This is a genomic window from Actinomycetospora atypica (assembly GCF_042653685.1).
In the GTDB taxonomy this organism is placed as follows: Bacteria; Actinomycetota; Actinomycetes; order Mycobacteriales; family Pseudonocardiaceae; genus Actinomycetospora; species Actinomycetospora atypica.
On sequence record NZ_JBHSIV010000017.1, the window covers coordinates 101,740 to 114,001 of the forward strand.

General features: G+C 77.1%; 9 protein-coding genes. 2 read left to right on the forward strand and 7 right to left on the reverse strand.

What is annotated here, in order from left to right; genetic code table 11:
- Nucleotides 1-199 precede the first annotated feature (199 nt).
- The 7 genes from purH to ACFPBZ_RS16895 form a co-directional block, all read right to left on the reverse strand.
- Entirely contained in the window at nucleotides 200-1,786 is a 1,587-nt protein-coding gene (purH, locus tag ACFPBZ_RS16865; protein ID WP_378037251.1) for a bifunctional phosphoribosylaminoimidazolecarboxamide formyltransferase/IMP cyclohydrolase, read from the reverse strand.
- A gap of 20 nt (nucleotides 1,787-1,806) precedes the next feature.
- Nucleotides 1,807-2,439 (reverse strand): phosphoribosylglycinamide formyltransferase, encoded by a 633-nt coding sequence (gene purN, locus ACFPBZ_RS16870; protein ID WP_378037252.1) that lies wholly within the window; start codon nucleotides 2,437-2,439, stop codon nucleotides 1,807-1,809.
- Between the two features lie 66 nt (nucleotides 2,440-2,505).
- Nucleotides 2,506-3,861 carry a cell division protein PerM gene (locus ACFPBZ_RS16875; RefSeq protein ID WP_378037242.1) on the reverse strand — a complete coding sequence of 452 codons (1,356 nt, stop codon included), beginning with the start codon at nucleotides 3,859-3,861 and terminating at the stop codon, nucleotides 2,506-2,508.
- 57 nt (nucleotides 3,862-3,918) lie between these two features.
- On the reverse strand, nucleotides 3,919-5,652 hold the full coding sequence (locus tag ACFPBZ_RS16880) for a DUF5336 domain-containing protein (protein WP_378037243.1): 1,734 nt from the start codon (nucleotides 5,650-5,652) through the stop codon (nucleotides 3,919-3,921).
- An 84-nt stretch (nucleotides 5,653-5,736) separates the two neighbouring features.
- Entirely contained in the window at nucleotides 5,737-6,618 is an 882-nt protein-coding gene (gene sucD / locus ACFPBZ_RS16885; RefSeq protein ID WP_378037244.1) for a succinate--CoA ligase subunit alpha, read from the reverse strand.
- 1 nt (nucleotide 6,619) lies between these two features.
- A complete protein-coding gene (gene sucC, locus ACFPBZ_RS16890; RefSeq protein WP_378037245.1) occupies nucleotides 6,620-7,795 on the reverse strand; it encodes an ADP-forming succinate--CoA ligase subunit beta in 1,176 nt (391 codons plus the stop codon).
- 168 nt (nucleotides 7,796-7,963) lie between these two features.
- Nucleotides 7,964-9,790 (reverse strand): hypothetical protein, encoded by a 1,827-nt coding sequence (locus tag ACFPBZ_RS16895; RefSeq protein WP_378037246.1) that lies wholly within the window; start codon nucleotides 9,788-9,790, stop codon nucleotides 7,964-7,966.
- 130 nt (nucleotides 9,791-9,920) lie between these two features.
- Here ACFPBZ_RS16895 and ACFPBZ_RS16900 point away from each other — a divergent pair, with 130 nt between their 5' ends.
- Together ACFPBZ_RS16900 and ACFPBZ_RS16905 are read left to right on the forward strand one after the other, a co-directional pair.
- The gene (locus ACFPBZ_RS16900; protein ID WP_378037247.1) at nucleotides 9,921-10,862 is read left to right on the forward strand and encodes an alpha/beta hydrolase; all 942 of its coding nucleotides are present in this window, start codon (nucleotides 9,921-9,923) and stop codon (nucleotides 10,860-10,862) included.
- A gap of 251 nt (nucleotides 10,863-11,113) precedes the next feature.
- The gene (locus ACFPBZ_RS16905) at nucleotides 11,114-12,202 is read left to right on the forward strand and encodes a M23 family metallopeptidase (protein ID WP_378037248.1); all 1,089 of its coding nucleotides are present in this window, start codon (nucleotides 11,114-11,116) and stop codon (nucleotides 12,200-12,202) included.
- Nucleotides 12,203-12,262: the final 60 nt, after the last annotated feature.

Below are 12,262 nucleotides of genomic sequence, written 5' to 3' on the forward strand. Positions count from 1 at the left end.
CACCCCACCGACAGTCCGCCACGAGCGGAGCACCACAGAGGGGTGGACCCGTGCCCGACCGGCCATGATCACCGGGACGTGGCGGATCCGGACGCCCAGGCCCCGCGGCCGCCACGTCCTGGTGATCATGGACCGCCGGGCCCGACGACCGTGCGTGCGTCTCCGTGTCCGGGCACGGGAACGCACGCACGAGCGAACGCTAGTGAGCGAAGTGGCGCGTCCCCGTCAGGTACATCGCGACGCCGGCCTTCTCCGCCGCCTCGATCGTCGCCGCGTCGCGCACCGAGCCGCCGGGCTGCACCACCGCGGCCACCCCGGCCTCGGCGAGCACCTCGAAGCCGTCGGGGAACGGGAAGAACGCGTCGGACGCGGCGACGGAGCCGCGCACCCGGTCGCCGGCCCGGGTCACGGCGAGCTTCGCCGAGTCGACCCGGTTGACCTGCCCCATCCCGACCCCGACCGTCGCGCCGTCGTGCGCCAGCAGGATCGCGTTGGACTTGACCGCCCGGCACGCCCGCCACGCGAACGCGAGGTCGGCGAGCACCTCGTCGGACACCGCGGAGCCGGTCGCGAGGGTCCACGACGACGGGTCGTCCCCCGGCGCGTCGACCGCGTCGCGCTGCTGCAGGAGCACACCGCCGGAGATCGGCCGCTGCTCGACCGACGCCGGGGTCCACTCGGCGGTGAGCACCCGGATGTTCTTCTTGCGGGCCAGCACCTCGACCGCGCCGTCGGCGTAGGAGGGCGCCACGACGACCTCGGTGAAGATCTCGGCGATCTGCTCGGCCGCGGCCACCGTGACCTCGGTGTTCACGGCGATCACGCCGCCGAACGCGGACGTGGGGTCGCAGGCGTGGGCGCGCGCGTGCACGTCGGCCACGTCGGTGCCGACCGCGATCCCGCACGGGTTCGCGTGCTTGATGATCGCGACGCAGACCTGCTCCGGGGAGTGGTCGTGCGCCGCGCGCCAGGCCGCGTCGGCGTCGACGTAGTTGTTGTAGGACATCTCCTTGCCGTGCAGCTGCACCGCACCGGCGATGCCCCCGGTGGCCTCCGGGGCGGCGTAGAGCGCGGCGGCCTGGTGGGGGTTCTCGCCGTAGCGCAGGACGGCCCGCCGGCGCGCGGTGGTGCCGACCCAGCCCGGGAACGGCACCGGGGTGCCGTCGGAGGAGGTCGCGGGGTCGGGCGCCAGGACGTTGCCCATCCAGGAGGCCACGGCCACGTCGTAGGACGCGGTGTGGCGGAACGCCTCGGCGGCGAGCGCGCGGCGGTCGGCGAGGGTCACGCCGCCCTCGTGCACCTGCTCGAGCACCCAGGCGTACCGGGTGGGGTCGGTGACCACGGCGACGGTCTCGTGGTTCTTCGCCGCCGCCCGCAGCATCGCCGGGCCCCCGATGTCGATCTGCTCAACGCAGTCGTCGGGGGCGGCGCCGGAGGCCACGGTCTGGGTGAACGGGTAGAGGTTCACGACGAGCAGGTCGAACGGCGCGATGCCCAGCGACTCGAGCTGGGAGACGTGGGTGGGCAGCCGCGAGTCGGCGAGGAGCCCGGCGTGCACGCGGGGGTGGAGGGTCTTGACCCGGCCGTCGAGGCACTCGGGGAACCCGGTCAGCTCCTCGACCCGGGTCACCGGCACCCCGGCGTCGGCGATGCGCGACGCCGTGGAGCCGGTCGAGACGACCTCGATGCCGGCGGCGTGCAGCCCGGTCGCGAGGTCGAGCAGACCGGCCTTGTCGAACACGCTGACCAGCGCGCGGCGGACGGCGCGGCGGCCGTCGGTGGTCACGGGGGCCGGGGAAACGGCGGTCACTCGGGGATCCTCACTGTTCGTCCGGTGGTGGTGGCGCCGTGGCGCACGAGGGCGGCCACGGTCTCGACGAGCATGCGGCGCTCCACGACCTTGATCCGCTCGTGCAGCGTCTCCTCGGTGTCGTCGGGCTCGACGACGACGGCCTCCTGGGCCAGGACCGGGCCGGTGTCCACGCCCTCGTCGACGAGGTGGACCGTCGCCCCGGTCACCTTCACCCCGTACGCGAGCGCGTCGCGGACGCCGTGCGCGCCGGGGAAGGCGGGCAGCAGCGCGGGGTGGGTGTTGAGGGTGCGGCCGCCGAACCGCGCGAGGAACGCCGGGCCCAGGACCTTCATGAAGCCGGCCGACACCACGAGGTCGGGCTCGAAGGCCCCGACCGCGTCGGCGAGGGCGGCGTCCCACGCGGCCCGGTCGGGGTACTGCGGCAGCGCCACGACGACGGCCTCGGCCCCCGCCGCGGCCGCCCGGTCGAGGGCGGCGACGCCGGGGCGGTCGGCGACGACCGCGACCACCTCGACGGAGCTCCGTGCGGCCTCGTCGAGCAGGGCCTGCAGCAGGGTGCCGGAGCCGGAGGCGAGGACGGCGACGCGCGCGGGCGCCGGTATCCGCCAGTGGGTGTGCGTGCTCAGAGCGGGGCTCCCTGCCGCCGGGCACAGACCTGGGCTCCGGCGTCTCGACGATCCTCGGCGGGGAGCCTAGTCCCGGTCGGCGTCCTCCGGCGTGTCGCCCCCGACACGCTCGTCGTCGTCCGTCTCCGGCTCGGCGGCCGGCACGACGACCGCGGGCGCGACGACCGGCGGTGCGGTCCCGGCGGGCACGGCCAGCGCCGCCACGACCGCACCCGGCAGCCCCACCCAGACGAGCGTCGCGAGCAGGACCCAGCCGGCCGGCACGACGACGGGGTCGAAGGGTCCCGTCCCCAGCCGCCCGCCGGCGAGCAGCGCGAGCACGGCGAGCAGGACGGCGGCGGTGAGGGCCGAGGTCGCGACCGCGCGGAGGCGGTCGCCCACCTCGGGCACCCGCGGCGCGAGGGTCCAGCCCACCAGTGTCCCGACCGCGAGCGGGAGGGCGAAGACGAGACCGGCCCACGTCGGGACGGGCCCGGTCGGCAGCAGCGCGGCGAGCGGGAGCGGGGGCACCAGCCCGGCCACCGCCCCCGTTGGCGCGGCGGCGACGGTGCCGACCGCGTAGCCCGGGCCGAGGATCCAGGAGGTGGCGGCGACGACGGCGTTGGGCAGGTAGGCGACGTCGAGCAGCCACAGCCCGGCGCCGCTGCCGGCCTCGGGGGCGATCGTCGTGAACGCCCCGGCCACCGCGTCGGCGTGCGCGAGGAGCACCACGAGCAGGACCGCCGTGCCGGCCGCGACGAGCGCCGCGGTCGCGGCGAGGCCGGTGCGTACGCCGTGGCGCGCCCAGTCGGGCAGTCGGGCGGCGGACCACGAGGCGCCGCACGGGCGCAGGACCCCGGCCGCGGCGGCCAGTGCCGCGAGGAGCCCGGCGACGACGCCCGCGGTGGCCGGGGAGGCGTCGGCCGGGACCGAGGCGGTGTCGGGGGTCAGCAGCGCGGCGCCGAGCACGCCCACGGCGGCGTGGCCGGCGGCGGCGGTGGCCACCACGGGGACCGCGCACGACGTCCAGCGGGCCTGGTCGTCGCCGAGCGCGACGAGCCGGACCGCGCCCCGGCGGGCGACCGTGGCGACCAGCGCGACGATCGCGATCGCCGGGCCGAGCGGCAGCATCCCCAGGGGCGCGCCCGAGACCGTCAGCGGGACGAGGTGGACGGCGAGCCAGAGCGGGACGCCGGTGGTCAGGGCCTGGGCGAGCCCCGGGTCACCGCCGGGGGTGGCCCCGGAGGCGACCGCGGCGATCAGCGCCGCCAGCACCACGAGGACGGCGTAGGAGACGACGACCGGGACCAGCGCGACCTCGGCGAGCACCGCCAGCCGCGGCGGCACCGCGGGCCGGGATCGTGCAGGCCGGGACCGCGGGGGCCGGGACCGCGGGGACGCGGCGGGCGACCCTGCCGTGTCCTCCCCCGCCGGTGCGCTCACGGCCGCCGACGATCCCACGGCGACCCCGGGACCCGGGGTCGCCACGCCGGGCGGACGTCAGCGGGCCTCGTGGGCCCCGGGCCGGTCGCCGGACGGGTCGCCGTCGGCGGGCACGCCCCAGCCGGGGCGCTGCACCCCGGAGGGCGGCGTGGCCTCGCTCTCGGAGCCCCCGGCCGGGCGCGACCCGGCGGAGGGCTGCGGCGGGGCGTCGGCGCCGAGCATCGCCGAGGCCGGCCGCCGGCCGTCGTCCACCGGCGCTCCCGGCGCCCCGGGCGGCGAGCCCGCGGAGGGCCCGGCCGGGGACGAGCCGCCCGCGGACGGACCGGACGGGGAGGAGCCCGCCGCGTCGGCGCGGGACGGCTCGGCCGCGTGGTCGTCGGTGACGGTGGTGCCGGACGCCGAGGAGGAGGCCGGGGCGTCGGATCCCGACGACGCGCCTCCCGCCGGCGAGGCCCCCGAGGGCGAGGCTCCGGCCGGGGAGGCCCCCGAGGGTGAGGGGCCCGACGACGAGGCCGCCGGCCGCGACACGACCTGCGTGCGGGCGGCCGCCGTCTCGTCGTCGACCGGGCCGCCGGAGGAGGCGCCGCGGGACGGGTCGCCGGGGGGAGGACCACCGGGGGTCGGGCCGCTGCCGGCCTGCTGCGACCCGGCCGCGAAGGGCGCGGACGGCGAGCCCGGGGCCCCGCCCACGTGCTGGGTCGCCGGCTCGCTCGGCCTGGCGAAGGGGCCCGAGGGGGCGCCGGTGATCGGGCTGCGGTTCGCGGCCGGCGGGGGTCCGCCGAACGACCCGCCGCCGGCCTGGGGCGAGCCCGACGGCGACGACCAGGCCGGCCCCTGCCCCGGCGGCGGGGTGGTGGGGGCGGACGAGGACGAGGACTCCGCCGACCGCGACGACCCGGAGCCGCCGACGATCCCCGTGGCCGTCAGCGCGGCGAACACCGCGGCGGCCGCGGCCAGGACCGCGAGGACCACGACGGCGATGTCGGACCCGTCGGTGACCGACAGGGTCTGCAGGCTGACCAGGGCGGCGGTCACCGAGACGACCGCGCCCGGCACCGCGAGCCGGGGCGCGGCCGGGAGGACCGAGGCGCCGACCGCCAGGCCGCCGCCGACGACGAGCGCCGGGAGCAGGCCCGCGGGGTCGAAGCTGGTGAAGAACGTCGCGAGGAACGCCAGGACGCCGAGTCCGGCCGCGGCGAGCGCCGCGATCCGCCCGGGCCCGGTGGGCACCCCGGACGCCGTGGACCCGGCCGCGCCGGACGTCGTCGGGCCCGGGGAGGCCGACGACGGGGCCGAGGAGGACGACGTGCTCGACGACTGGGCGGAGGCCGGGGCCGCGGGCACCGTGAGCGGGGCCGACGGGTCGCCGTGCCGGCCGGTGGGGAGGCCGCGGGACGGCGTGGGACCCCAGGAGCCCCGCCCGCCCTGAGCGCCGGGCTGGCCGGGCGGGCCGCCCTGCGTGGGGGACCCCGGCGCCGGACCCGACCCGGGCGCACCCGCGCCGGCCCACGAGGCGCCGCCGTAGGGCGACACGCCGCCGAAGGGTCGGCTCGGCGGGCCGAGGGCCGGGTAGGGCTGCGACGGCTGACCGTGTCCCGGCTGCGCCTGGCCCTGCTGGCCCTGCTGCCCCGGGGCCTGGCCCTGCTGGCCCTGACCCTGCTGACCTTGGCCCTGGCCGGGCTGCTGGGCCTGGCCCTGCTGGTTCGGGGCGGCCTGCGCAGGGGCGCCACCCGGCGCGTAGGGGCGGCCGGACCACCCCGGCGGGCCGGAGTTGCTGGGTCCTGCACTCATCGGGGTGCCCCTCCCGGGTGGCGGTGTCGGCCGGAACCGGCCGCGGGTCACCCCGCGGCCGGTCCAGCCTGCTACACCCCGAACCTAGGAGACGAGCGAACGCGCGAGGTCGGCGGTCTCGGTCGGGGTCTTGCCGACCCGGACGCCCGCGGCCTCGAGGGCCTCCTTCTTCGCCTGCGCGGTGCCGGCGGAGCCGGACACGATCGCACCGGCGTGGCCCATCGTCTTGCCCTCGGGGGCGGTGAACCCGGCGACGTAGCCGACGACCGGCTTGGTCACGTTCGCCTTGATGTAGTCCGCCGCCCGCTCCTCGGCGTCGCCGCCGATCTCGCCGATCATGACGATGGCCTCGGTCTCGGGGTCCGCCTCGAACGCCTCGAGGGCGTCGATGTGGGTGGTCCCGATGATCGGGTCGCCGCCGATGCCGATGCCGGTGGAGAAGCCGACGTCCCGCAGCTCGTACATCATCTGGTAGGTCAGCGTGCCCGACTTGGACACCAGACCCATCTTCCCGGGGCCGGAGATGTTGGCCGGGATGATGCCCGCGAGCGACTTGCCGGGGGAGATGATCCCGGGGCAGTTCGGGCCGATGATCCGGGTGCGGTTGCCGTTGGCGCTCGCGTGCGCCCAGAACCACGCCGAGTCGTGCACCGGGATGCCCTCGGTGATCACGACGGCGAGGCCGATGCCGGCGTCGACGGCCTCGACGACCGCGTCCTTGGCGAACTTCGGCGGCACGAAGATGACCGAGACGTCCGCCCCGGTCTCCTTCATGGCCTCCTCGACGCCGCCGTAGACGTTCACCGAGGTGCCGTCGACGTCGACCGAGGTGCCGGCCTTGCGGGCGTTGACGCCGCCGACGAGCTGCGTGCCCGCCGCGAGCATCTTGCGGCCGTGCTTCATGCCCTCGGAGCCGGTGAGCCCCTGGACGATGACCTTGCTGTTCTCGTTCAGGAAGATCGACATCTCACGCACCAGCCTTCGAAGCGAGCTCGGCGGCCTTGGCGGCCGCGTCGTCCATCGTGCCCACCACGGTGACGAGGGGGTGGTTCGCCTCGTCGAGGATGCGCCGGCCCTCCTCGACGTTGTTGCCGTCCAGGCGGACGATGAGCGGCTTGGTCGCCTCGTCGCCCAGGATCTTCAGGGCCTCGACGATGCCGTTGGCCACGGCGTCGCAGGCGGTGATGCCGCCGAAGACGTTGACGAAGACGCTGCGGACGTCGGAGTCGCCGAGGATGACGTCGAGCCCCGCGGCCATGACCTCGGCCGACGCGCCGCCGCCGATGTCGAGGAAGTTGGCGGGCTTCATCCCGCCGTACTGCTCGCCGGCGTAGGCGACGACGTCGAGGGTCGACATGACCAGACCCGCGCCGTTGCCGATGATGCCGACCTGGCCGTCGTCGAGCTTGACGTAGTTGAGGCCCTTGGCCTTCGCCTTGGCCTCGAGCGGGTTCTCGGTGCGCTCGTCGACCAGCGAGGCGTGCGCCTCGTGGCGGAAGTCGGCGTTCTCGTCGAGGGTGACCTTGCCGTCGAGCGCGATGACCCGGTCCTGCGGGTCGCGCACCAGCGGGTTGACCTCGACCAGCGTCGCGTCCTCGCCGACGAAGGTGTCCCACAGCTTGACGATCACGTCGGCGGCCTCGTCGGCCACCGCGGCCGGCAGGTTGCCCTGCTTGACGATCTCCTGCGCCTTGGCCTTGTCGACGCCGGTGATCGCGTCGATCGGCACCCGGGCCAGCGCCTCGGGGCGCTCCACCGCGAGCTCCTCGATCTCCATGCCGCCCTCGGCGGAGCACATGGCGAGGAAGGTCCGGTTGGACCGGTCGAGCAGGAACGAGAAGTAGTACTCCTCGGCGATGTCGCTGGCCTCGGTGACGAGCACGCGGTGCACGACGTGGCCCTTGATGTCCAGGCCGAGGATCGCCTCGGCCTTCTCCCGCGCCTCGCCCGGGTCCTTGGCGAGCTTGACGCCGCCCGCCTTGCCGCGGCCGCCCGTCTTGACCTGGGCCTTCACGACGACGGCCGTGCCGATCTCACCCGCGGCGGCCTCGGCGTCGGAGGCCGTGTCGACGGTGCGGCCCGGCAGGACCGGCACCCCGTGCGCGGCGAAGAGGTCCTTCGCCTGGTACTCGTACAGGTCCACTCGTGAACTCCTCCATCACTGACCGGCAGCATCCGTCGGTGGACTCCGGCGGTGGTCCCGACGGGTCGACCAGGAGACCGGCGACCGCTCGGCGGAACCGAAGCGACCCTAGCGGCGTGTCGCGACACCGGCGGATGCACCGGGGGCGACCCCCGCCACACCTGCGGTTCACCCGTCGTCGGTGACCGCGTCGCGGATCTGGGAGACGGCCACCGCGGCAGCCCCGAGGGTCACGACGAGGCAGACGACGGCGGCCCAGGTGCCGATGCCGACGCCCTCGCCGGCGCGCGGCGGCGTCAGGACCAGCGCCGAGAGCCGCACCACCAGCAGCGCCCCCGCCGCGCCGAGCAGCGCGAGCGCCCGCGCGGGCCGGGCCCGCGGGGCGAGCAGCACCGCGATCGCCACCCCGACGACGCCGGCCAGCGAGCCCCAGGCCGTGGCCCCCGGGTTCTGCCACGCCCCGCCCGCGGCGTTCGCGGCGACGGCGTCCCGGGCGAGCGGGCCCCCGAAGCCGGGCACCGCGAGGACCGCGGCGAGCGCGCACATCGGCAGCATCGTCGGGTCGGGCTCCACGGTGTCGGTGCCGTCGGCCGGCCGGTTCCCCAGCGGCGACCAGCCCCCGGACACGTCGCGCCGCTCCGCGAAGCCGGCGCCGACCGCCAGCACCGCGGTGAGCACGGCGAGCACGAGCGCCCCGACGACGGCCCACCCGCCCGGGCCGATGCCCACGGCGGTCGTCGGGACGGGCAGAGCACCGAAGGGGCCGACCACCGGCGCGGAGCCGTCGGTCGCGGCGAGGACGACGTCGAGGGCCGGCCCGGCCGCGAAGGGCACGGTCAGCCAGGCGACCGAGAGGGTGGGGCGGGCGCGGACCACGAGGCGGGGGGTCCCGACGACGACGAGCACGGCCGGCACCGCGAGCACCACGGCCGCGGGCAGCAGGAGGAGCCCGGCGCCGGTCTCGATCGGCGCGGTGGTCGTCACGGTGGTGCTCGGCAGCAGGGCCCCGAACAGGGCGGCCCCGGCGGTGAGCAGCGCGACGACGCCCGCGGCCCGCGAGCGCAGGACCGCCGTGCGGGCCGGGACACCGATCAGGAGCAGTCCGCCGGCCATGGCGAGCACGGAGCCCGGCGAGACCGCGAGGCCGCCGCGGGCGGCCGCCGCGGCGAGGACGGGTGCGACGCCCGCGACGACGCCCGCGCCGAGCGCGGTGTGCACGGCGCGCCGCACGCGCATCCCGGTCTCGTCGGAGGCCCCGACGACCGCCGCGGTCCCGACGGCGCCCAGGCCCGGCAGGGCCGCGAGCAGCACGACGGTCAGCGCCAGCAGCGCGACGCCGGCCCCGGCGGGGAAGGCGGTGTCGAGGACGGAGTGCGGCGCGAAGCCGCTGGCGCCGCCGAGCACCGTGAACGGCGCGGCGGCCAGGCCGACGGCGGCGACCGCGGCGCCGGCGACCGGCCGCACGAGCACGCTCGCGCGCTGCGCGCCGAACACCCCCGGCCCGTGGGCCCGGGCGAGCACCCGCAGGCCCCGGGCGGCGAGGACGGCGACGACGACCAGCGCGGCGTCGGCGGCGAGGAGCAGCACCGCGAGCGGGACGGGGAGGGCCGAGGTGCCCGAGGGCAGGACGTCGGGGCGGGCGGCGGCCACCGGGTCGACGAGCAGCGTCAGGTCGACCAGCAGACCGCCGAGCCCGAGGAACCCGAGCGCGGCCGGGGCGGCGAGCGAGGCGGCGCCCGGGCTCCGGCCGGCGCGGCGGGTGGCGAGCCCCGGGGCCAGGGCGGCGACCAGGGCGACGAGCGGGGCCAGCACGCCCGCGGCGCGGACCGGCGCGCCGATCGGTCCCGGCGCGAGGACGGCGACGGCGATCCGGAGGGCGACGGCGAGGGTCACGACGACGGCCGCGACCCACCAGCTCCGCCCCAGGGCGGGCGGGGACGGGGGCACCGCGGCGGGCTCGGGGGCCCGGGACCGCGCGTCCGCTCGGGCCGTCATGGGATCCGAGGGTAGGAGGTACCCGTCCGGGTTCCGCGTACACCCGCCGGAGGGACCGAGATCATGTCTGGATCGGTCCTCCGGCCCGCCCGGCGAGACACGCCGGTGAACGTCGCCTAACGTCGACCTCATGGACGTGACCGGGGTTACGTCGCCATCGCCGGCGACGGGGCAGGGCGGCGGCTCCCTCACGTCGTGGGTCTCGACGGTGCGCGGGGGCCTCTCCTACGCGGCCCGCACGGTCGGCGTGCCCGCCGGCATGCGGGGCCTCGCCGTCGAGGTGGCCTACACCGCCCTGCACCTGTCGGTGTACCCGTGGGGCCTGCTCGACGAGGCCCTGCGCCCGGGCGGCGTCCACGCCCACCACCGCACCGAGACCCTCTCGCCCGGCGAGCGCTCGCTGCTGGTCTCCGACCTCGACGGCTCGACGATCCCCGTCCTGCTCGTCCACGGCATCGTCGACAACCGGTCGATCTTCCACTACCTCGCCCGGGCCCTGCGCCGCCGCGGCCACGGCACCGTCCAGGCGGTCAACTACAGCCCCATGACGGCGTTCACCGGCGACATCCGGGTCGCCGCGCGCGACCTCGGCGACCACGTCGAGCGGCTCTGCGCCGCGGCCGGGGTCGACCGGGTGCACGTCGTCGGCCACTCGCTCGGCGGCCTCATCGCCCGCTACTACGTCCAGCGGCTCGGCGGGGACGCCCGCGTCGACACCCTGGTGACCCTCGGCAGCCCGCACCGCGGGTCGATGATCGCCCACCTGCTGCCGCCGACCCTCGTCCCGCGGCAGCTCCAGCCGGGGTCGGACCTGCTCCGCGAGCTCGACGAGCCCGCGCCCGGCTGCCGCACGCGCTTCCTCGCGGTGTGGAGCCGCATGGACCAGCTGATCATCCCGCAGCGCAACGCCCGGCTCGAGCACCCCGACCTCCAGGTCGAGAACGTGCAGCGCGACCACGTGGGGCACATGGCGATGACGATCGACCCGGAGGTCGTGCACCTCGTCGCCTGCACGTTGGCGCGCACCCGGCCCGCCCGCGAGCGGGTCGTCCCGCGAGCCGCGGCGATCTGACGTCCGCCACCCGACCGCTCGTCGCTCACCCGTCCGAGTGATGACCGCTCGGCGCGCACGGCCGCACACACGGCGTGTCGATCGGGAATGACCTGGGCGTCCGTTTGCTGCGCACCGGTCCTTCATGGCACCTTCCAGCGGTCCAGCATCACGGTGCGGTCACGAACGGCTCACGGATCGACCCCGACGATCCGCACGGCGCCCCCACGCCACGCCGCCGCGACCGGCCCCGAGCTCGCGGAAGGATGGTCTTGGCGCGTCACAGCTCCCCCCGCCCGGCCCCCTTCACTCCCCCGCTGGCCGGCTTCGCCGGTTTCGGCGTGCCCGCCCTCGCGGGCGCCGGTGGCCCCGGCCTGTTCGGCGGTGGTCCCCGCTTCGCCCCGTCCCGGCCCGCCGACACCGGCCGCACGGCCGCCTTCGTCGGCGGCTCGGTCGATGGTCGAGCTCCGCTGCGCTCCGTCTCCGGTGGCCGCGCCCCGGCCCTGCCGGCCCGCCCGGCCCCGGCGCTGCGCCCGGCTCCCTCCCGGCCGACGACCGGTGGTCGTCCCACCGGCTCCCCGCACCCCACGGGTTCTCCGCGGCCCACCGGCTCCCCGCGTCCCGACGACGACCGCAGCGCCCGCCGCCCGTCGCCGCTCTCGGGCCGGCTCGCCGTCGCCGCGGTCGCGGCCGGAGCCCTCGCCACCGCGGGCCACAGCCTCGTGAGCAGCGGGCTCGACGCCCCGACCGGGGAGACCCGCACCGACCTGGCGCTCTCCGCGGCCGCGACGGCCGTCCCGGCCGCCGCGACGCCCGCCCGCGACGCCCTCGACGCCGCCACCACCGGCGTCATGGCGATCTCGCCGAGCGCCCCGACCGGCACGAGCCAGGTCGCGTCGCTGGCCAAGTCCCGCAAGGTCGCCGACGCCGCCGCGGCCCGCGAGGTCGCGGCCCGCACCCCGCAGTTCGTCAAGCCCGCCGAGGGCCGTTTCACCTCGGGCTTCGGCGCCCGCTGGGGCACCTCGCACCGCGGCGTCGACATCGCCAACGCGATCGGCACCCCGATCGTCTCCGTCGCCGACGGCACGGTCCTCGAGTCCGGCCCCGCGAGCGGCTTCGGCATGTGGGTCCGGGTGCAGCTCGAGGACGGCACGATCAACGTCTACGGCCACGTGAACCGCTCCTTCGTGAAGGAGGGGCAGAAGGTCAAGGCCGGCGAGGAGATCGCCGAGATCGGCAACCGCGGGCAGTCGACCGGCCCCCACCTGCACTTCGAGGTCTGGACCGCGGGCGGCTCGAAGATCAACCCGCTGCCGTGGCTCGCCGAGCGGGGCATCTCGCTCGGCGCGGCGAAGGACTAGCTCCTCCGGCCCGTTCGTCGTGTCGGGGGCGAGCCCCGGTCAGGCGCTGCGGACCAGGTC

Bases quoted from the DNA above. Each gene is read 5' to 3' on its own strand.
- ACFPBZ_RS16880 (WP_378037243.1), bottom strand. From the start codon at position 5,652: ATGAGTGCAGGACCCAGCAACTCCGGCCCGCCGGGGTGGTCCGGCCGC.
- sucD (WP_378037244.1), bottom strand. From the start codon at position 6,618: ATGTCGATCTTCCTGAACGAGAACAGCAAGGTCATCGTCCAGGGGCTC.
- ACFPBZ_RS16895 (WP_378037246.1), bottom strand. From the start codon at position 9,790: ATGACGGCCCGAGCGGACGCGCGGTCCCGGGCCCCCGAGCCCGCCGCG.
- ACFPBZ_RS16900 (WP_378037247.1), top strand. From the start codon at position 9,921: ATGGACGTGACCGGGGTTACGTCGCCATCGCCGGCGACGGGGCAGGGC.